The organism is Streptomyces sp. NPDC058295 (assembly GCF_042880655.1).
Classification (GTDB): domain Bacteria; phylum Actinomycetota; class Actinomycetes; order Streptomycetales; family Streptomycetaceae; genus Streptomyces; species Streptomyces coriariae.
In genome coordinates, this window is record NZ_JBHVYO010000013.1 from 22,400 (window position 1) to 43,125 (window position 20,726).

Consider the following 20,726-nt stretch of genomic DNA (forward strand, 5'->3'; position numbering starts at 1 on the left):
GCGCCGTTCGTCGACTTGAGTCCGTGTCAAGGGTTCTCGTTGAGTCCGTGTCAAGGGTTCTCGGCAGCTTGGCGAGACTTCGCGCATGAGTCATGTCACTCAAGGTGACCGCTGTTCAAGGTCCACAGAGTGAGCCATGTGACCTTGCACGGAATGGACTCGTCGGCTGTGGTCTCCGTCCGGTAAGAAGGATTTTTACACCCCTCATCCGGGGCTCAGGGCGCGTGTGCGGCGCGCCCGACGCGCAGGCACCCGTACGCATCACCTCTGGGGCCCGCGCGATGCCCGCCCACTTCTCAATCAGGAGTGGCCACCCTCAAACCATGCAGACCTAAGGGGTAAGACACAGTGGCAGCGGAGATCGTCAATCCTCGCAGCGAGAGCGCCGACCGAACGGGCCAGGAGGGCGGTGCGGAGCCCCTCGACTCGTTCGACCCGGTGTTCGCGCTGCACCGCGGCGGAAAGATGGCCGTGCAGGCCACCGTCCCGATTCGCGACAGGGACGACCTGTCCCTCGCTTACACCCCCGGCGTCGCTCGCGTGTGCACCGCGATCGCGGAACAGCCGGACCTGGTGAACGACTACACCTGGAAGTCCTCCGTCGTCGCCGTCGTGACCGACGGCACGGCCGTCCTCGGGCTCGGCGACATCGGCCCCGAGGCCTCCCTTCCGGTCATGGAAGGCAAGGCGATCCTGTTCAAGCAGTTCGGCGGTGTGGACGCGGTTCCGATCGCGCTCGCCTGCACGGACGTGGACGAGATCATCGAGACCGTGGTGCGCCTCGCGCCCTCCTTCGGCGGTGTGAACCTGGAGGACATCTCGGCGCCGCGGTGCTTCGAGATCGAACGCCGGCTCCAGGAGGCGCTCGACATCCCGATCTTCCACGACGACCAGCACGGCACGGCGATCGTGACGCTGGCGGCGCTGCGTAACGCCGCGCGGCTGAGCGGCCGGGGTATCGGCGAGCTGCGCGCGGTCATCTCGGGCGCCGGCGCGGCCGGTGTCGCCATCGCCAAGATGCTGGTGGAGGCCGGCATCGGGGACGTGGCGGTCATCGACCGCAAGGGCATCGTCTCGGCGGACCGCGAGGACCTGACCGACGTCAAGCGCGAGCTGGCCGGGTTCACCAACAAGGCCGGCCTGACCGGGTCGCTGGAGAACGCGCTGGCGGGCGCCGACGTCTTCATCGGCGTCTCCGGCGGTACGGTCCCGGAGGAGGCGGTGGCCTCGATGGCCAAGGGCGCGTTCGTCTTCGCGATGGCCAACCCGACCCCCGAGATCCACCCGGACGTCGCCCACAAGTACGCGGCCGTCGTCGCGACCGGGCGGTCGGACTTCCCGAACCAGATCAACAACGTGCTGGCGTTCCCGGGGATCTTCGCGGGCGCACTGCAGGTGCGGGCGTCGCGGATCACCGAGGGTATGAAGATCGCGGCGGCCGAGGCGCTGGCGGGGGTCGTCGGTGAGGATCTCGCGGCGGACTACGTGATTCCGTCGCCGTTCGACGAGAGGGTTGCTCCTGCGGTGACCGCGGCGGTTGCTGCGGCTGCTCGGGCCGAAGGGGTTGCGCGTCGCTGACGTGCGTGTGGGTGGCCCCGTCGGTCTCGGCGGGGCCACCTTTTTTTGCCCACCCACCCGCCCGATCGGGTGATGACGAGGGCACCGTCCCCGGGGGCTGCCGCCCCCGCACCCCCGCGTCGGCCCTGAACGGGCCTCGTTCTCAATCGCCGGACGGTCTGAAATACCCGACCGGCGCTCGATCGGTGCCGTGGGGTCGAGCGGTGGGGTGGGTGGGAATTACCGGGCCGGCGTTCGATCGATCCCGTGGCGTCGAGCCGCCGGGTGTGCTGGAAGTACCTGATCGGGCGTCCGATCGGTCCCGTGGGGTCGAGCTGGCGGGTGGGCTGGAAGTACCTGATCGGGCGTCCGATCGGTCCCGTGGGGTCGAGCTGGCGGGTGGGCTGGAAGTACCTGATCGGGCGTCCGATCGGTCCCGTGGCGTCGAGCTGGCGGGTGGGCTGGAAATACCCGACCGGCGTTCGATCAGCGCCGTGGGGTCGAGTCGTCGGACGGGCTGGAGGTGTCCGGTCGGGGTCCGGGCTGGGCCGGGGGCGGATGCGCAAGAGGGTATGTCTCACAGTGGTGTCCGGTTTCGCTTGTCGGCGGCGGACCCTATCGTCGGCTGCATGTTCGCCGTCTACGCCGCCCGAATCGACCGCGACCAGCCGCTTTCCGGCCTGGAGTTGGGGGAGCGCCCGGCCCCCGAGGCCCGGCCGGGCTGGAGCACCGTCCATGTCAGGGCCGCCTCCCTCAACCATCACGATCTCTGGTCGCTCCGGGGGGTCGGACTCCCCGAGGGCCGGCTGCCGATGATCCTCGGCTGCGACGCCGCCGGGGTCGACGAGGACGGCAACGAGGTCGTCCTGCACTCCGTCATCGGTCAGACCGGGCACGGTGTCGGGCCCGACGAGCCTCGTTCCATCCTCACCGAGAGGTACCAGGGCACCTTCGCCGAGCAGGTCGCGGTGCCGACCTGGAACATCCTGCCCAAGCCAAAGGAGCTCTCCTTCGAGGAGGCCGCCTGTCTGCCCACGGCCTGGCTGACGGCGTACCGCATGCTCTTCACCAACGCGGGCGTACGGCCCGGTGACTCCGTCCTCGTCCAGGGCGCCGGCGGCGGTGTCGCCACGGCGGCCATCGTGCTGGGCCGGGCGGCCGGACTGCGGGTCTTCGCCACCAGCAGGGACGAGGCCAAGCGGAAGCGGGCCCTGGAGCTCGGTGCCGTCGAGGCGGTGGAGCCCGGCGCGCGGCTGCCGCAGCGGGTGGACGCCGTCATCGAGACCGTCGGCGCGGCCACCTGGTCGCACTCGGTGAAGTCCCTGCGGCCCGGCGGCACGCTCGTCATCTCCGGCGCCACCAGCGGTGACCGTCCCTCGCACGCCGAGCTGACCCGGATCTTCTTCCTGGAGCTGAAGGTCGTCGGCTCCACCATGGGCACCAAGGACGAGCTGGAGGACCTGCTCTCCTTCTGTGCCGCCACCGGTGTCCGCCCCGTCATCGACGAGGTGCTGCCGCTCGACCGGGCCCGCGAGGGCTTCGAACGGCTCGCGTCCGGCGACCAGTTCGGCAAGATCGTGCTCACGCACGGCTGACCTGTCGGCAGGCGGGTCCGGGGTTGGCTCCGGGCCCGCCTTTTTGCGTGCCGTTCCCGCGCGTGTCAACTGTGGTTGACATGTCGTGTGCGTCAACGTACGTTGACATCATGACCGAAGCAACGGATCTCGCCGAGCGCGCAGGAGACCGTGATCCACGGGTCGGACTGCGCGCCGTCGCCGCACTGCGCCGGCTGCTGGAGCAGTTGGAGGCGGTGCAGGTGCGCAGTGCGCGCAACCAGGGCTGGTCGTGGCAGGAGATCGCCGCGGAGCTCGGAGTCAGCAGGCAGGCCGTGCACAAGAAGTACGGGAGGCATTGATGTTCGAGCGGTTCACGAAGGACGCCCGTGCCGTGGTCGAGGGCGCGGTGGGGCATGCCGAGCGGGAGGGGGCGGCGCGGGTCGAGGAGACGCATGTACTGCTGTCCCTGCTCGACCGCGAGGGCAGTCGCGGTTCCTTCGCGCTGGCCTCGCTCGGTCTGCCGCCCGGTGGGCGGGCCGGGCTGGTGCGGGACCTGGACGAGACGCGCCGCCGCGGCGGACTCTCCCGGGCCGACGCGGACGCCCTGTCCGGGCTGGGCATCGACCTGTCGGAGATCGTGTCCCGGGTCGAGGAGACGCACGGCGAAGGAGTACTGGCCGCCGCCGGCCGGGGTGGCCTCTTCGGTGGGCGGTCCGGCCGGCGGGCGTTCAGCCGCGGTGCCAAGGACCTGCTCACCGGCACCCTGCGCGTCGCCGTCGCCCAAGGCGAACGGCACATCGGCGACGAGCATCTGCTGCTCGCCCTCACCGTCCGCCGGGGCGTCCCCTCGGAGATCCTCGCCGACCACGGCGTCACTCACGCGTCCCTCACCCGGGTGCTGTACGGCGCCGGCCGAGGAGGCGAGCCCGGGACCGCGACCGAGGTCAAGGCCGGCTGAACGGGCCGCCTGCCTGCCTGCCTGGCTTGCTGTGTGCCTGGCCGCCTGTATGTCTGCCTGGCTGGCGGTCGCCGGTCTGCCTGAGGCCGGCCGGGGGCGTCAGGGTTTCGGCGCTCGCAGGATCACCCCGATGTGTGCCGCCGCCGTGGACAGGTGGTGGCGCGCTTCGCGGAGCTGCTCTCCGGTGACGCCGTGGTCGCGGGCCGCGTCACGGATGTCGTCCCGGAAGCGGTCGAGCAGGCGGTCCAGATCGCGGGCCGGGTCGCCGCCGGTGTCCTCGTGGGCCCAGGCCGGTTCGTACTCGGCGGGGAAGTCCTCCGGGGTGCGGGAGTATTCGGCGGTGCGGGAGGCGTCCGCGGCGCGGGAGCCCTCCGAGGGAGGGGAGTCCTCCGCGGTGCGGGAGTCTTCCGGATGCGTGGTCGCCGTCGAGCCTGTCGTACCCGTGCGGCCGAAGCCGAAGTCCCTGCCGTACTCCCTGCCGAAGTCCCCGAACTCCTTGGCGAGTTCCGTCAGGCCCTCGCGGACGCCGGTCGGCCAGTCGCCCCGGGTGAAGTGATCCTGGACCTGCTCCTGGACCCGGCGGGCGATGCGCTGCACCTCTTCCTGGGCCTGGGTGCGGGCCCGCTCCTGCGCCTCCTTGGCCTGGCGGCGGGCCCGCTGGGCCTCCTCGCGGGCGCGGCGGCTCTCGTCCTTGGCCCGGCGCGCCTGTTCCTTCCACTCCTGCTTGACGCGGCGCATCTCCTCCTTGGCGGCGCGCCACGACTCCTTGTCGCCGTACTCCCCGTACTCACCCTGTTCGCCGGGCTCGGTGGAGCCCACCCCGGTGCCCTGGCGGGCCTCGGTGGCCGCCGCCCGCATCTCGCGCCGCAGATCGCCCGCCGCGCCGCGTACGTCGGCCCGGATCTCGGCGGCCAGCTCGGCGACCGAATCGCGGATCTCCAGTTCCAGGTCGGCCAGTTCGCCGCTGCGGTCCGCCAGTTCGGCCCGGCCGGCGTCGGTGATGGCGTAGACCTTGCGGCCGCCCTCGGTGGTGTGGGTGACCAGGCCCTCGGTCTCCAGCTTGGCCAGCCGGGGGTAGACCGTGCCCGCCGACGGCGCGTAGAGCCCCTGGAAGCGTTCTTCGAGGAGGCGGATCACCTCGTAGCCGTGCCGCGGCGCTTCGTCCAGCAGCTTCAGCAGGTAGAGGCGGAGACGGCCGTGGGCGAAGACGGGAGGCATGTCAGAGCACCTTCTTGTCGGTCGTGCTGTCGGCCGGGTCGCCGGAGGAGCTCTCGCCGCCCGGGCCGGAAACGGCATTGTCCCCCGAGTCGATGGGCCGGTCCGAGCGTGCTTCACCCTCCGGACCGGCCGCCGGGACCGGCGTCGAGGCCGGGGTCGGTGCCGGTGTCGCCGCGGGCGCCGGTGCCCGCTTCGGTGCGCCGCTCGCCGTCGCCGTCGCGGTCTTCGTCTCCTGCTTCTCCCGCTCTTCCCGCTTCTCCCGCTCGTCGGGCCAGGCCTCGTCCGTCGCGTCTTCCGTCGGGGGTCTGCGCAGCAGGGCGATCGAGCCGGAGATCGTCGTCGCCTTCAGGCTGCCGTTGCCCGCGCCCAGGCGGCCGGTGATGCGCTTGGCGCCCCACTGGCCGCTGACCCGGAGGTCCTCGAAGGCGTTGGAGACCGAGCCGCTCGCGGTGTTCGCCTCCACCCGGGCGTCCGCCGGATGGGGCAGCCGGATGGCGATCTCGCCCGAGACGCTGGTCAGGTCGATGCTCGTGGGGCGGCTTGTCGGATCGAGGTCGACGATCATCGACCCGCTCACGGAGTCGGCCTTCACGGAGGAGCCCGCCTCCACCACCGTCAGATCGCCGGACACGGAGTTGAAGTGCAGGTCGCCGGTGAGGGCCTGGGCCTCCACGTTTCCGGAGACGGTGTCCGTGCGCACCGGGCCCGCGAGCCCGACCAGGGTCGTGTCGCCGTTGACCCCCTTCACCTCGGCCCGGCCCTCGATGCCGGAGACCACCGCCCCGGCGCTGACCACGCCCACCTCCACGCGGGTGCCGGCCGGCACGGCCAGCGAGACCACGGCGCTGCGCCGCCAGCCCTTGCGGTCGAGCCACTTGAGGAAGCCCTTCCAGGGCAGGTCCTCGTACGCCACCGTCAGGTTCCCGTCGCGGTGGCTGACCACCAGGGGCGGTCCCTCGATCCGTGAGATCTCCAGGCGGGCGGGGCCCTCGTCGGTGCCCACGATGTTCACGGTGCCGTCGACGATGCGCACGCGCAGTTCGCTCACGGGCTTGTCGAAAGAGAGCTTCCTCGGCTCGGCGACGGACCACTCGGACATGGTGCGGACCTCCTCCACGACAGCGACACGACACGCCATATCGCGTCTCACGTAAAACACGATATATCGCGGTGGGGGAAAGTCAAGACACCCGTTCCGGTGATCACTTCGGCGCACGCAAAAGGGGCGCCCCAGGGCGCCCCTCCACGCGTACCGCCGCCGAACGGCCGCCGAACGGCCTACTCGTCGTCCTCGTCGTCCAGCCGTGCCAGCCAGGTCGCCAGCCGCTCCACCGGCACCTCGAAGTCCGGATTCAGGTCGACGAACGTCCGCAGCTGCTCGGCGAGCCACTCGAAGGTGACTTCCTCCTCGCCGCGCCGCTTCTCGAGTTCCTCGATTCCGCGATCGGTGAAGTACATGGATCGTGCTCCGTGGGTCGGTCGCAGGGATAGGGATCCCCCCTCGGGGGAAGGACCCTTGTTCCTGCGAGGGGAGGAAGAGATCCGCTCTCCGATGGGGAGGGGACAGGAAAAGGATAGGCGCAGGGGGACGGCGTCCCGCGGGCCGCCGGGGCCCTCGCGCGGTCGAACCCCGTGGCGGGCCCGCGCACCGACGGGCGGGGCCGGGGGACTGGGGACAGCGGGGGAGTGTCATGAGTGGTGAGGACGTGACGCGGGTGGCGCGCATCGCGCTGCCGGACGGGACGCCCGTCTGGGCCCGGATCTCGGGGGCGGGGGAATTGTCGGCGCCCTCCGGGCGGCTGTCGTACAGCGACACCGGCTTCGCCGAGCGGGTGGAGGCGAGCGTGGAGAGCCTGCACGCGCTCGTCACCGGGGTCGCGCGGTCGCTGGCGGAACCGCTGCGCGCGGTGCGGCCCGACGAGGTCAGCGTCGAGTTCGGCATCGAGCTGACCGCCAAGGCGGGGAAGGTCGTGGGTCTGCTCGCCGACGGGGAGGCCAAGGCCGGCCTCACGGTCACCCTCACCTGGAACGGCGGGCCACCGGACCTCGACGCACCACCTCCCGCACCTTCCGGCGCGCGCCCCCGCGCGCGTGACGGATCGCCGTCCGACGAGGACGGGGCCCGGCACGCGGGCGCGTCTCCCGGCGCGCCGATGCACGGGGGCGCCGACGGCAGTGCGGGCGGGGGCGCGGAATGACGGGCGGGCACGCCCCGGGCGCATCGAACGCGTTCGATGCGGCCCGTCGTGCACTGCGTGGACTCGTCGTGGCGGCGACCGTGCGCATTCATCGCCCGGTCGTCGGGTATGCCCTGGAGGAGCCCGACACGTTCCTCGGGAGCGGCTTCTTCGTCGCCCCGAACTGGGTTCTGACCTGCGCACATGTGGCTTGCGGCGGGGAGGGGGGCGAGGTCGCGGTGGTGTACGAGACGGCGCCGGGGCGGGGCACCTCCGCCGCTCCCGGCCGCGTGGTGGCGACCCTTCCCGACCGGGCCGACGTTGCCGGGCGGGCCCTGCCCGCGGGCAACTGGCCCGCCCCGGACCTCGCCCTGGTGCAGCTGACCGCGCCCGTCGACGACCACGAGTGCGTGTACGTCTCCGAGCGTCCGGCGGCCTATTACGGCGAGGGGCGGGTGCTGTACGCCGGCTGGACCGAGAACGAGGGCCGCCTGCAGGTCCTGGACGGCACGCTCACCGTGCAGGGCACCATCGGTGGCTGGTCGTCGGACGTGCAGATGCGGCTGGGCGACAACGACCTGCCGTACGGCGTCTCGGGCGGCCCGGTGATCGACCCCGAGCGCGGCGAGGTGATCGGCGTGCTGAAAGCGCGCTCGGACCACCGGCCCGGCGGCACGTCCACGGGGATCGAGCAGCTGCGCACCCTGCGGGTCCCCGCGGAGGTGGCGGCCGAACACAGCGACCTCTACCAGGCGGTCTTCCACGCCCACGACCGCTACCACCGCGACCGTCAGCGCCACCCGGCCTCCCGGCGGCAGACCTGGACCGACGTCCAGGGCAGGCTCGGCGCGCGTCCGGGCCGCACCCTCAGCCCGGACGAGCGGATCCAGCTGCTGGGCCGACTCGCCGAACTCCCGCCGCCCGAGAGCACCCGCGGCCTGCTGGACATCCTCGACTCCCTCCCCGACTTCCAGGCCCTCACCCCGCTGCCCGCGCCGCGCGGCTGGCGCGACGGCCTCGGAGCGCTGTACGAGAGCGCGAGTGACGACGGGGCACTGGAACTCGTCCTCGACTACGCGATGCGCGCGATGTCCGCTCCGCGCCCGTTCGTCGTGCCCAGCACCCCGGATGCCGAGAGGGCCCTCTGGGTCTGGGTGTGGCAGGCCGCGCAACGGCTCGGCGCCCGCTACCGGTCCGGTCTCGCCGAGCAGCGCGTCGAGCGGCTGCGCCGACGGGACGAGGCCGAGCACGCCGCCCCCGACACGGTCTCCGGCGGCATCCACCCGACGGACGGCGCCGGCGGGCGCAGGCGGCACCGGCGCGGTGGGCCCGACGCACGCGCGCGTGCCCGTTCCGTCGGCAGTGTGGCCCGGCCCTCCGCCCTGCTCGAACTGGTGCGACGGGGCTGGGAGCCGGACCGCTGCGACTGGTCGGTGTCCGTGGCCGCACCCGGCGGCGAGGTGGTCCGGCTGCACCAGGCCGAGCGCACCGCGCTGGCCGACCTGCCCACGCACCTCGCCGGCCCGCTGGGGGAGGCCTTCCGGCACTGCGACGAGCCCGGCAGGCCGGCGCTCCTTCAGGTGGCGCTGCCGCACGCGCTGCTCGGCCTGGAGGTCGACAACTGGCAACTCACGCCCGGAGAAGAGCCGTTGGGGGCGTTGCGGCCGGTCGTCGTGCGCTGCTCCGACCGCGACCTGCTGCCCGACGAGGCGTTCGGGGCGTACGGCGGCGGAGAACCGGGCGGTACGGCCGCAGCCGACAGGGGGGACGGTGCCGGCGGCGCCGAAGGTGCCGACGACCTGGACCACCTGGATTACCTCGACGACCTGGACGCGGAGCGCCGGGCCCGCTGGCGCTGGCTGCACACGCACCGCGCCAAGGCCGAAGTCCTGGACTGCGACGAGGGGTTGCGCCAACCCGTACCGACCGTGGAGCAGTTGCGCGCCCTGTCGCACGGCACCGTCCCGGTGCTCTGCCGTTACGGCGACCTCCGTTACGAGGACGACGCGGAGGCGCTCGCCCGGATCGTGCTCGGCGGATACGGCGTGGCCCTGTGGCGCCGGCGCCGCGGCCGGGCCGACGCCGTCTGCGGGGAGTTCCACCGCGGCACGATCGACGGCATCGCCGAACCGCCCACCGCGCAGCACCTGCCCGAGGCCGTGCACGATCTCCGGATGCGGCTGCGCGCGGGCCGCACGGAGTCGTTCTGGGCCGACGGCGTCGCCCTGCTGTACGACGATCCCCACCAGCCGCTGCCCGGCGCCGGAGACCTGCTGGAGGCCCCTTGAACGCACCCGCCCGCGGGGCCGGTCGGCCTCTTACCAGGCACCTCCAGGATGGATAACGTGATGCACGTTCGGACGGCCGCGGCGGTGGACGAGTGACGAGGACCGGATCATGACCGAATCCAGTGAGTGGCTCATCTACCGAGGCGCCGGCGAACCGCACGACGGCATCGAGCGGCTGCCCGACCCGCCCCCCTGGCGGGACTTCACCAGCCGGGACGCGGCCGGCTCCGGCGACGGGTCGCAGGACCGCAGGCTCGGCGCCCACCGGCATCTGGCGGAACTGCACCGGCCGGGCGCCGAGGAGCTGGAGATGATCAACGCGGCGCTCTATCTGCGCCGCCCCCTGCTCGTCACGGGCAGTCCCGGCGCGGGCAAGAGCACGCTCGCCCACTCGGTAGCGTACGAACTCGGCCTCGGCAACGTGCTGCGCTGGTCGATCGTCAGCCGGTCCGCGCTCCAGGACGGGCTGTACCACTACGACGCGATCGCCCGGCTCCAGGACGTGCAGATCGCCGCGCAGGGCGGGTTCGGGTCGGCGGCGGGCTCGCCGGGCGCGGTCGAGGGCATCGGCAGCTACATCCGGCTGGGGCCGCTCGGCACCGCGCTGCTGGCCTCCGACACCCCGCGCGTGCTGCTCATCGACGAGCTGGACAAGAGCGACATCGACCTGCCGAACGATCTGCTGAACGTGCTGGAGGAGGGCGAGTTCGCCATTCCCGAACTGGAGCGCATCGCCGACCGGCTGCCCGACGGCGAGGCGGAGGTACTGACCGCCGACGGGGTGAAGGTCCGGGTGCGGGACGGCCGCGTACGCTGCCGCGCCTTCCCGTTCGTCGTGCTCACCAGCAATGGGGAGCGCGACTTCCCGGCCCCGCTGATGCGCCGGTGCATCCACCTGGAGCTGGGGCGCGCCGACCACAACCGGCTCGCCACCTTCGTCCGCGCGCATCTCGGTGACGAGGCGGCACGCGCGGGCGACGATCTGATCACGCGGTTCCTGGAGCGGTCGCGCAGTGAACTCCTCGCGGCGGACCAGCTGTTGAACGCGATCTACCTCACCGACGCGGCCGCGCCGCCCAGTCGGGACCGCCTGGCCGACCTGCTCATCCAGCGACTCGACCGCCCGAGGTGACGGCCTGATGCCCGACGCAGCGGCCCGCCACGGCCCCGTCCCGCCCGACGGCCGCCGTCCCGGCCCCCCGGGTGCCGTCCCGGCCGGAGGCGGCTCCGCCGAGCCCGGCGGTGCCCCGACCTCCGTACCGCGCGGCGGTGATCCGCTGGCCGAACTCGTCGCGCGGTTGCGTGACGTCGGACTCGACCCCGATGTGCCGCAGTTGTGCGACGCGCTCTGGCTGGCGCGCTGGACCCGGCCGGTCGAGCCCGCCGACCAGGAGGACCCGCCCGCCGGGACCGGCGGCCGGCCCACACCCCGGCCCGACGGCGGACGGGGCCCGGACGGGGACGGACGGGCGCGCGGGGACCGCCCCGAACGGCCGGAGCGGCCGCCGCGGGACGTGGGGGCCGACGGGCGGGTGAGCCTGTACCCGGTCCCGCAGGACGGGGCGGAGCGGACCCGTGGCGCCGGGCGGGCCGCCGCGCTGCCGGTGGGCGTACCCGCTGCCCCCGTGCTGCCCGCCCCGCTCGAACTCCAGCGCGCGTTACGGCGGTTGCAGCGCTACCGCAGCCCCGCGCCGCCGCTGCGCATGCGGCTCGACGAGACGGCGACGGCGGAGCGCAGCGCGCAGGCGGGCGGTCTGATCCTGCCCGTGTACCGGGCCGTCACCCGGGGCGACGCCCGGCTCCAGCTGGTCCTGGACGCCTCCTCCTCGATGCGCGTGTGGGACCGCTTGTTCATCGAACTTCAGCAGGTTTTCGGCCAGTTGGGCGCCTTCTCCGACATCCAGGTCAGTCATCTGCACCAGGGGCCGGACGGTGAGCCGGCCGTCAGCCGCAGCCCCGACGCCTACGCGGCGCCGCTGCACTCCGCGGACCGGCTCAGCGATCCCACCGGCCGCCGGATCGTCCTGCTGGTCAGCGACTGCGCGGGTCCGCTGTGGCACAGCGGCCACGCGCACCGGCTGCTGCACCAGCTCTCCCGGCAGGGCCCGGTCGCCGTCCTCCAGCCGCTGCCGCAGCGCCTGTGGAACCGCACCCGACTGCCGGTGCTCTTCTGCGAGTTGAGCCGCGGCGAGACGCTGGGCGGAGCGGCCGCACTGCGCGTACGGACCCCCGCGGGGACCCCGGCGGAGGCGCGCCGAGGGGCGCTGCCGGTGCCGGTGCTGCCGCCCGAGCCGGTGGCACTGGGCGCCTGGGCCAGGCTGCTGTCCGGGGCCGGCGCCGGGCCCGTCCCGGGGGCCGTGGGCTGGGTGCGCGCGGACCAGCCGGCCGCCCCGGCGGCCCGCGCCGACCGCCGGCGCACCCCGTTCGAACGGGTCAGCAGGTTCAGCTCCAGCGCCTCCCCGGCCGCCGGACGGCTCGCCGTGTACCTGGCCGCCGCACCCCTGTGCCTGCCCGTGATGCAGCTCGTCCAGCGCACGATGCTGCCCGACTCCGGGCCGGCCGAGCTCGCCGAGGTGCTGGTCGGCGGCTTGGTCACGCGCGCGTCGGAGGAGTACGCCGACGGCGGCGCCCAGTGGTACCGCATCGAGCCCGACGTGCGTGACGCCCTGCTGTCCCGGCTGGGCCGCGACGAGGCCATGCTGGTGCTCAAGCACTGCTCGGAGTACATCGAGCAGCGCTTCGGCAAGGGCGGCCCCAACTTCCCGGCCCTCGCCCTGGCCCAGCTCGGCGACGGCGGCGCGGGCCGCCCGTACACACCCACCACCCAGCGCACGGACCACGGCGACCAGGGGGACCACGGCGATCACGCCGGCCACGGGGACAACGGCGGCAACGGCGAGGAGGCCTCCGTGCCCCAGCCCTTCGCGGAGGTCGCGGCCCGCGTGCTGCGGCGGTTCATGCCGCTGCCCGAGCAGTTCGAGAGCCCCGGAAGCCGGACCGGACCGGGACAGCCCGCGGAACGGCCGACGCACCAGGCGGTCCGCAGGGCCCGAGCGCTGATCGAGCGCTTCGACAGCGAGGGCATGATCCAGGACGTCATCGACGCGGTGCAGCTGCTGCGCGGCGCCACCGAACGCGAGCGGACGGGCGCGGACCCCGAACTGTGGGCCGAGTACGCGCACTGCACCCTGCGGCTCTGGGAGGTACAGGGCGGCGACGACCTCCTCCAGGAGGCCGAGGCCGCCGCCGAACGGGCCACCGCGCATCCGCGCCGGCTGCACGAGCGCGCCGTGCTGGCCCGGGTGTTGCACGCGGCCGCGACCGACCGCAGGCGGCGCGGCGACCGCAGCGGCGCCCTGGACCTGCTGCGCCGCGCAGACCGCGAGTACGCCGTCGCCTGCGCCGCGCCCGGACTCGACGAGAACCAGGCGCTGAAACTCACCCTGGAACGGGTGCGCGCCCTGGAGGCACAGTGGCGGCTCGGCGGGGACAGCGCGCTGCTCCAGGGCGCCGTCGGCATGCTGGAGGCCTTCGCCGACGTCTGGCCCGACCGGCGCCGGCGCCCGCCCGAACTCCCCCTGGAGCACGGCCGGATCCTGCTGCGTCTCTCCGGCGCCACCGCCGATCCCGTCCAGGCCCGCCTCTACGCCGAACAGGGCGCTCAGTCGCTGCGCAACGCCCTGGACACCGGCACGGAGCCGTACACCGCCGAGTCGGCACGCGCGCGGGTGCGCATCCTGCTCGACCTGGTCGACGCGCTGCTCCGGGCGGGCGGCCCGCTGGACGACGCCCAGGCCCGGGTCGACGAGGCCCTCGCCCTGGTGCGCGAACAGGGCCGGCGCGCGTCCTTGCTGGCGCGGGCCGGCCGGATCGCCGTGGCCCGCTACGCCGAGTCGGGCGAACCGGCGGAGCTGGAAGTGGCCGCGGACCGCTTCGCGCAGGCCGCCCAGCGGATGTCCCGCGACGCGCCCGCGCACGCCGACGTCCTCGCCGAGTGGGGCGAGGCACTGTTGCGGCTGGCCGGGCTCCAGTCCGGGGTACGGGCGCAGGACGTGCTGTCCCGGGCGATCCGTGTGCTGCGGGACTGCCGGATGGAGACCGCGGCGGGCAGCCGTCAGGTCGCCCACCGGCTGCTGCTGCTCGGCCGCGCGCTGATGCTGCGCTACCGGGCCCGCGGGGACCGGGTCGACCTGCGCGAGGCCGAGCACCTCTTCGGCCTCGCGGCGGCGGAGGCGGGCGATCCGCTGCTCGCCGCCCGCTGCCGACTGGACCTCGGCCAGGTCCAGTTCGAGGCCTACCGCAGCCTGCGCCGCCCGGCTCGGCTCGACCTCGCGGTCGACGCCTTCCGCGACGCGGCGGAGGCGGCCCGGGAGGCGGAGGGGATGGCCGAAACCGGCCGTCGGCGCCATGAGGCCGTCGAGTTGGGTGCGCAGGCGCATCACTGGCGGGGTATGTCCTACGAGGCGGCCGCCCGGCCGCGTGCCGCCCGGGAGGCCTACCGCCTGGCCCGCGCGGAGTGGTCGAGACTGCCGGACGACTACCTGGGCACGGGCGAGCCGACGGCGGAGCAGACGGCGCGGCGGCTGGCCGAGCTGGGCTGAACGCGGCGGTACGGGTCACGTCGGCACGAGAGGGGAACGAGATGGACAGCTCGGACCGCACGGACGGCATGGACCGCACGGACGGCATGGATGGCCCGGTCGGCATGGACGGCACGTACGGCACGGACCGGACGGACAGCACGGACAGCACGGACAGCACGGACACCACGGACCGCGCGGAACCCCCGGGAGACCCGGCGGCGCTGCCGGACCTGACGGAGTTGAGCCTGGCCGAGCTGGCGGCGGTCCAACACCCCTTGCTCCAGGAGGTGTTGGCGGATCTGCGCGAGCGGGCCAGGCGGCCGAGCGAGATGCTCTGGGGATGGGCCAACTCCTTCTGACCGCCCGCCCGGCCCACCACGGGGTGCCTCCCGCGCGCCACACCGGTTTCGGTCGTGTCGTCCACCGAATCGGCCAGCGTCACCTGCTGCGCGTTTGGGCTGTCCCCCGGGGCGGGAAGCGGTTCCCGTACGAGCGGTTTCGCGGCGCGGGCATACGACGGGGGGTGCTGATGTGGCGGAACAGCACGCGCCCTTCCGGCAGTTCATCGTCAAGGTCCATGGGCGTTGCAACCTCGCCTGCCGGTACTGCTACCTCTACGAGGGCCCCGACGACACTTGGCGCGACCGCCCCGCCGCCGCGCCCCCGGAGGTCCTGGACCGCACCGCCTTCCGCATCGCCGAGCACGCGCGCGCCCACGGTCTGACCGCCCTCTCGCTGATCCTGCACGGTGGCGAGCCGCTGCTGGCCGGAGCGGAGACGCTCGGCCGGTTCACCGCCCTGGTCCGCGACCGCGCCCCGGCCGGCTGCACGGTCCGCGCCGTCGTCCAGACCAACGCCACCCTGCTGACCGCACCGCGCCTGGCGATCCTGGCCAGGCACCGGATCGGTGTCGGCATCAGCCTCGACGGAGGGCTCCCCGCCCAGAACGCCCGGCGCGTCGACCACGCGGGGCGCCCCTCGTGGCCCGCCGCCGCTCGCGGGGCGCGCCTCGTCGCCGACCGCTTCCCGGAGGCGTACGCCGGGATCCTCGCGGTCGTCGACGTCACACAGGACCCGGTGCAGACGTACGAGTCGCTGCTCGCCCTGCGCCCGCCGGCCCTGGACCTGCTTCTGCCGCACGGGAACTGGTCGGAGCGCCCGCCCCACTGGGACGGTACGGGAACGGTGTACGGCGGCTGGCTGTGCGCCGTCTTCGACCGCTGGTGGAAGGCCGGGCGCCGGGAGACGCGGGTGCGGCTGTTCGAGGAGTGCATCGCGCTGCTGCTCGGCCTGCCGGCGATCACGGAAGCGCTGGGGCTGGAGCCCTTCGACGCCGTGGTGGTCGAGACGGACGGGTCGATCGAGCAGGTGGACTCCCTGAAGTCCGCCTACGAGGGCGCGGCCCGTACCGGGCTGGACGTCTTCCGGCACGGGTTCGACGAGGCGCTGCGGCATCCGGGGGTGGCCGCCCGGCAGGCGGGCGTGACGGCCCTCGCCGAGCAGTGCCGTGCCTGCCCGCTGGTCTCGGTCTGCGGAGGCGGTCACTACGTCCACCGGTACCGGGCGGGACACGGCTTCCGCAACCCCTCCGTGTACTGCGCCGACCTCCAGCGATTCATCCGCCATGTGGCCACCCGGCTCGCCGCCACGGCCACCACCGCCACGGCCACCTCCGCCATGGCCACCACCGCCGTCCCCGCCACCACCGCCGTCCCCGCCGTCGTCCCGAGCTCACCTGAAGGGGGCATCCCGTGATTCTCCCGGCGATCCCGGACCGGGCCCTCGCCGAACTCGGCCGGTCCGAGGGCGGCCCCGAGACGCTCGCACTCCTGGCCCGGGACCAGGACGCCCGGCGGCTGCTTCTGCTGCGTGCCGTGCTCGACGCGGCTCAGGCGGCGGACCCGGCCGTCTGCTCCGCGGCGGAGAAGTCACGGCTGCGGGAAGACTGGGCGCTGCTGGCCGAGGCGGACCGCGCCGTGCCCTCCGGCCTGCGAACTTCCGAGAGCACGGACCGCCCGGCACCCTCCTTCGCGCGCGACCGGCTGCTGTACCCGCTCACCGGACCGTGGGCCCTGAGCTGTCTGCGCGGCCTGGACCCGGCGGAGCGACCTCCCAGCCGGGAGAACGCGCGTGAACTCCGTCGCGCCCTCGCCCACTTCAGCTGCCTCGCCGCCGCGGCCGCCGCACGCGCCGGGATCCCCTTCACCGCCGAGCTGACAGGCCATGACGGGGTGCTCGACCTTCCCTCGCTCGGGACCCTCCGCACGGCGACGGCCGGCGAGGTCCCGGTCCGGGCCACCTACGCCCAAGGCCGGGTGACGCTCCGCCGGCCCGAGGCCGCGGACGTGATCGTGTTTCCGGAGCGCGGGTTCGGCGCCTGGTCCGGGGCGCTCGCGTGGACACCGGCCCACGCGCTGCCCGGGCTCGTGCCCGAGGCCGACCCCCTGCCCCTGGACGACCTCGACCCGTACCGCACGGCACGGGGCGACCCCCGCCACCGCGCGCTGAGCGCGCCGACGACCCTGGACGACCCGGAACGCAAACGGTGGTTGCAGGCCTGGTCGGGCACGGCCGCCGCCCTGCGTTCGGGCGGAGCGCACCGGGTGGCGGAGGCGGTCGCGCTGCTGCGGTGCCTGGTGCCCCTGGAGATGCCGCCGGACGCGGAAGACGACGGGGACGGTGGCTGCAGCGCGACCCGGCGCGACGCCTTCGGCGCGCTGTTGTGCAGCACCCCGCCCTCACCGGTGGCTTTCGCGGGGACGCTCGTCCACGAACTCCAGCACGCCAAACTGGCGGCGCTGAGCGACCTGACCACACTCCATCAGGCAGGGCCGGACGCACGGTACTTCGCGCCCTGGAGGCCCGACCCCCGCCCGTTCGACGGCCTGCTGCAGGGCGCCTACGCGCATCTGGGACTCGCGGACTTCTTCCAGCGCCGTGCCCTCACCGCCGACCCCGCGCACCGGGAGTCGGCCTGGGCCCAGCACGCCCGCTACCGGGCCCAGGTCGGGGCGGCCCTGCCCGCGCTCGTCGGGGCCCCGCACCTCACCGCCCCCGGGCGGCGGTTCGTCGACGCCATGGCCGCCGCCTACGAGGACATGGCCGCCCATCCCGCGCCCCGGGGCCACACGGCCCGGGCCCAGGCGTACCTGAAGGCCGCACGCACGTTGTGGACGCGACGTCAGACCCCGTCCGTGCCACGGCCGAATGGGTGAAGATACCGGCGCCGAGCCGTCCACTGCGGAAAGATCGTCGCGCCGAGGTGTCGTTCGCGGGCCCGCCGCACTTACCAGCGATGCGCCGAGGTTCTAGGATTTTCGTGGACTACGCGCTGGAGGCCGCTGCATGTCTGGAGCTCGTTCGCCGGTCGGGACGACCGTGGGGGAGGCGGCGCATCAGACCGTCACCATCAGCTTCGCCGGTTTCAACCGGGCTTGGGCGGCCTGGATCGGCGACCGGCTCGAGCGCCGGGGGCTGCGCGTGGTGTTCCAGCGATGGGACTCGCCGGCGGACGTCCCGCTCGTGGACCTGCTGCGCCACCTGAAGATGGCCGAAGGCCGGATCCTCGTGCTCGTCAGCGAGTGGTACTTCCAACTGGGCCCGCGCACCCGCGAGGAGTGGAACACGGCGCTGGGCGAGGTCGTGGGCCCCGACCCGTCCCGGTTCGCGGCCGTCTCCGTCACCACGGCGTCCGTGCCCACCGCCGCCGCCGTACTCGCCCCGGTCGAACTGATCAACGTGGGCGCCGACGAAGCGGAGCGGCGTCTGCTGGACCGGCTCGGCCTGCCCGCCGGACCGCTCCCGCAGACGGCGGCGGTCGAGCGCCGCGCGCCGCGCTTCCCCGCGTCCATGCCCGAGGTGTGGGGCGGGGTACCGCGCCGCAACACGCGCTTCACCGGCCGCGAGTCCCTGCTCAACGACGCCTATCACCAGTTGCAGGGCGCGGCGCCGGGCGCCGGCGTGGTGACGTTCCACGGCATGTCGGGGGTGGGCAAGACCCAGCTCGCCGCCGAATACGTCTACCGCTTCGGCTCCGAGTACGACGTCGTCTGGTGGGTCAACGCCGAGAAACGGGTCACCTACCGACGGCTGCTGGCCGAACTGGCCCCCAAACTGGGCCTGCGGACCGGGCAGGAGTACGGCGAGCGGCTGCGCGCGGTGCGGGACTCGCTGCGCCGGGGCGACCCGTTCGCTCGCTGGCTGCTGATCCTGGACGGCGCCGACGAGCCCGACCAGATCTGGGACCTGGTGCCCACCGGCCCCGGGCACGTGATCATCACCTCGCGCAACCCCGAGTGGAGCGAGCACAACAGCATGCTGCTGGAGGTGCCGGTGTACGCGCGGGACGAGTCGGTGGCGTTCATCCGCCGCCGCGCGCCGCGTCTCGCCGAGCCGGAGGCGGACCTGCTCGCGGAGGCGCTGGAGGACCTGCCGCTGCTGCTGGACCAGACGGCGGGCTGGCTCAACGACTCCGACCTGTCGGTCCAGGAGTACATCGGACTGCTGGAAGGCGGCATCGACCAGGACGTCGTGAAGGTCTCGGCGGACTTCCCGCTCGCCTTCCAGACCGCCTGGTCGATACTGCTGAACAAACTCCGCGAGACCGTCCCCGAGTCCGTCGACCTCCTGCGGCTGTGCACCTTCTTCGCGCCCGGCTTCATCCCCGTACGCCTCCTCAAGGAGATGCCGAGCGGGGACCTGCCCGAACAGATCGCCGGGCTGCTCAACGACCCGCTGCTGTGGAACAAGGCGATCAGTCAGCTCCGTCAGTACTCCGTGGTGCGCCTGGAGTCCCACGAGACCCTCGGCGACGAGGTGGTCTCCTCCGGTGAGTCGCTCTACCTGCACCGCATGGTCCACCAGATCGTGCAGAAGGACATGCCGGACGCGGACCGGGCCGAGTTCATCGATGTCGTGCGCCGGGCGCTGGCCGCGGCCGATCCGCGCAGGCCCACCGACACCCGCCTGTGGCAGCGGTACGCCGACATCGTGCCGCACCTGAAGTACGCGGACGTCCTCAACAGCCGGGACCCGGGTGTCCAGGGCCTGGTCCTCAACTGCCTGCGCTACATGTACTTCTCCGGCGAGTACGTGGCCGGCAGCAAGCTCGGCGAACGCGCCATGGAGTCCTGGCGTTCCCTTCTCGGCGAGAGCCACCCGAGGATCTGGGAGCTGACGTTCCACTACGTCAACGTGCTGCGCGCCGGCGGTGAGTACGCGCGTACCGAGGCCCTCAACCGCACGGCCGTCGACCAGCTGCGGGAGGAACGGGGAGCGCAGGACCTGGAGCACCTGCGCTTCGCCAGCGGTCTCGCCGCCGACCTGCGCGGCCTGGGCCGCTACGACGAGGCGCTCGAACTGTCCCGATGGAGTCAGCTGGCCTACCACGAGCTCCTCGGCGAACAGGACTCACGCACGCTCAACGCGCGCAACAACGTGGCCGTCTCGCTGCGCCTGCTCGGCGCGTACCCGGAGGCGCTGGAGATCGACCGGCAGGTCATGGAGGCGCGGCGGCTGGTGCTGAAGGGGCGTCACCCGTGGACGCTCGACTCGCAGATCTCCTACTCCATCGACCTGCGGCTGCTGGGCCGCTACACCGAGGCCGAATCGATCCAGGCGCAGAGCGTCCGCGACAACGCGATCGTGATGGGGGACAGCAACCCGCAGACCCTGAAGGCCGAGTACAACCTCGCGCTGTGCCACTACCGCAACGGCGATCGCGCGCGGGCCGGCGAGCTCTTCAGCACCGTCCTGGAGAACGGCGAGCGGGTCATGGGCGAGACGCACCCGTGGACCCTCATGTTCGGCTGCGCCCAGAGCTGCTTCGCGCGGGAGCACGGCGACATCGACCAGGCCCGGGAGCTCAGCGAGGCCGTCGTCGCCCGCTACGAGGTGATGCTCGCCGACGACCATCCCTTCGTCGCCGGAGCCCGCGCCAACCAGGCGCTCATCCTGCGCAACGTGGGCGAACGGGAACATGCCCACGTCCTCCTCGAACAGGCGCTGGCCGCCATGACGGAGGCGGTCGGGGAGAACCATCCCTGGAGTCTGGGGTGCGCCCTCAACGCCTCGGCCCTGCGCAACCTCGTCGGCGACACCGAGAGCGCGGCAGCGCTCAGCAGGGACACGGCGACCCGGGCCGCCGAGCTGCTCGGGCGCACGCACCCGCTCACCCTGTCGGCCCGTATCGCGTACGCGGCCGATCTGCGCGGACTGCGGGACCGGCGGCAGGCGGAGAAGGTCGAGCAGGAAGCCCTGTCGGACCTTGAGGCGACGCTGGGCAAGCAGCATGTGCACACCATCTCGGCGCGCTCCCGCAACCGGCCGTACTGGGACTTCGAACCCCAGACGACCTGACCCCCGACGGGCTGCCCGCCCGACGGCCTGCC

At 73.3% G+C, this 20,726-nt stretch carries 15 protein-coding genes; 12 read left to right on the forward strand and 3 right to left on the reverse strand.

Translation table 11 applies throughout. From position 1 onward, the window contains the following. Positions 1–348: 348 nt before the first annotated feature. The 4 genes from ACFVYS_RS15985 (at position 349) to ACFVYS_RS16000 (ending at position 4,071) form a co-directional block, all read left to right on the forward strand. Positions 349–1,578: an NADP-dependent malic enzyme gene (locus ACFVYS_RS15985; RefSeq protein WP_389502469.1), complete on the forward strand. Its 1,230-nt coding sequence runs from the start codon at positions 349–351 to the stop codon at positions 1,576–1,578. A gap of 608 nt (positions 1,579–2,186) precedes the next feature. Further along, the gene (locus tag ACFVYS_RS15990; protein ID WP_389502471.1) at positions 2,187–3,152 is read left to right on the forward strand and encodes a zinc-binding dehydrogenase; all 966 of its coding nucleotides are present in this window, start codon (positions 2,187–2,189) and stop codon (positions 3,150–3,152) included. A 110-nt stretch (positions 3,153–3,262) separates the two neighbouring features. Next, on the forward strand, positions 3,263–3,472 hold the full coding sequence (locus tag ACFVYS_RS15995) for a helix-turn-helix domain-containing protein (RefSeq protein WP_016437953.1): 210 nt from the start codon (positions 3,263–3,265) through the stop codon (positions 3,470–3,472). Beyond that, on the forward strand, positions 3,472–4,071 hold the full coding sequence (locus tag ACFVYS_RS16000) for a Clp protease N-terminal domain-containing protein (RefSeq protein WP_389502473.1): 600 nt from the start codon (positions 3,472–3,474) through the stop codon (positions 4,069–4,071). Before ACFVYS_RS15995 ends, ACFVYS_RS16000 begins: the two co-directional genes overlap by 1 nt. 99 nt (positions 4,072–4,170) lie before the next feature. Here the strand turns inward: ACFVYS_RS16000 and ACFVYS_RS16005 are convergent, their stop codons facing one another. The 3 genes from ACFVYS_RS16005 to ACFVYS_RS16015 form a co-directional block, all read right to left on the reverse strand. Next, positions 4,171–5,289: a helix-turn-helix transcriptional regulator gene (locus ACFVYS_RS16005; RefSeq protein ID WP_389502474.1), complete on the reverse strand. Its 1,119-nt coding sequence runs from the start codon at positions 5,287–5,289 to the stop codon at positions 4,171–4,173. Position 5,290: 1 nt separating this feature from the next. Continuing rightward, a complete protein-coding gene (locus ACFVYS_RS16010) occupies positions 5,291–6,388 on the reverse strand; it encodes a DUF4097 domain-containing protein (protein ID WP_389502476.1) in 1,098 nt (365 codons plus the stop codon). Between the two features lie 179 nt (positions 6,389–6,567). Beyond that, positions 6,568–6,747, reverse strand: a complete 180-nt coding sequence (locus ACFVYS_RS16015) for a DUF6104 family protein (protein WP_003992906.1) — start codon at positions 6,745–6,747, stop codon at positions 6,568–6,570. A 233-nt stretch (positions 6,748–6,980) separates the two neighbouring features. Here ACFVYS_RS16015 and ACFVYS_RS16020 point away from each other — a divergent pair, with 233 nt between their 5' ends. The 8 genes from ACFVYS_RS16020 (at position 6,981) to fxsT (ending at position 20,694) form a co-directional block, all read left to right on the forward strand. After that, entirely contained in the window at positions 6,981–7,487 is a 507-nt protein-coding gene (locus tag ACFVYS_RS16020) for a CU044_2847 family protein (protein ID WP_389502478.1), read from the forward strand. After that, positions 7,484–9,754, forward strand: a complete 2,271-nt coding sequence (locus tag ACFVYS_RS16025) for a trypsin-like peptidase domain-containing protein (protein ID WP_389502480.1) — start codon at positions 7,484–7,486, stop codon at positions 9,752–9,754. Before ACFVYS_RS16020 ends, ACFVYS_RS16025 begins: the two co-directional genes overlap by 4 nt. Positions 9,755–9,863: 109 nt before the next feature. Beyond that, positions 9,864–10,886: an AAA family ATPase gene (locus ACFVYS_RS16030; RefSeq protein WP_389502481.1), complete on the forward strand. Its 1,023-nt coding sequence runs from the start codon at positions 9,864–9,866 to the stop codon at positions 10,884–10,886. Positions 10,887–10,893: 7 nt separating this feature from the next. Next, the gene (locus ACFVYS_RS16035; protein WP_389502483.1) at positions 10,894–14,355 is read left to right on the forward strand and encodes an SAV_2336 N-terminal domain-related protein; all 3,462 of its coding nucleotides are present in this window, start codon (positions 10,894–10,896) and stop codon (positions 14,353–14,355) included. Between the two features lie 41 nt (positions 14,356–14,396). After that, complete coding sequence (gene fxsA, locus ACFVYS_RS16040) at positions 14,397–14,696, forward strand: FxSxx-COOH cyclophane-containing RiPP peptide (protein ID WP_389502485.1); 300 nt, start codon at positions 14,397–14,399, stop codon at positions 14,694–14,696. A gap of 172 nt (positions 14,697–14,868) precedes the next feature. Next, positions 14,869–16,092, forward strand: coding sequence for an FxsB family cyclophane-forming radical SAM/SPASM peptide maturase (locus ACFVYS_RS16045; protein WP_389502487.1), 1,224 nt, complete (start codon positions 14,869–14,871; stop codon positions 16,090–16,092). Beyond that, a complete protein-coding gene (locus ACFVYS_RS16050; protein WP_389502715.1) occupies positions 16,092–17,552 on the forward strand; it encodes an aKG-HExxH-type peptide beta-hydroxylase in 1,461 nt (486 codons plus the stop codon). The genes ACFVYS_RS16045 and ACFVYS_RS16050 overlap by 1 nt, the downstream gene beginning before the upstream one ends. A gap of 130 nt (positions 17,553–17,682) precedes the next feature. Beyond that, positions 17,683–20,694, forward strand: a complete 3,012-nt coding sequence (gene fxsT / locus ACFVYS_RS16055; RefSeq protein ID WP_389502489.1) for an FxSxx-COOH system tetratricopeptide repeat protein — start codon at positions 17,683–17,685, stop codon at positions 20,692–20,694. The last annotated feature ends 32 nt before the right edge of the window (positions 20,695–20,726 follow it).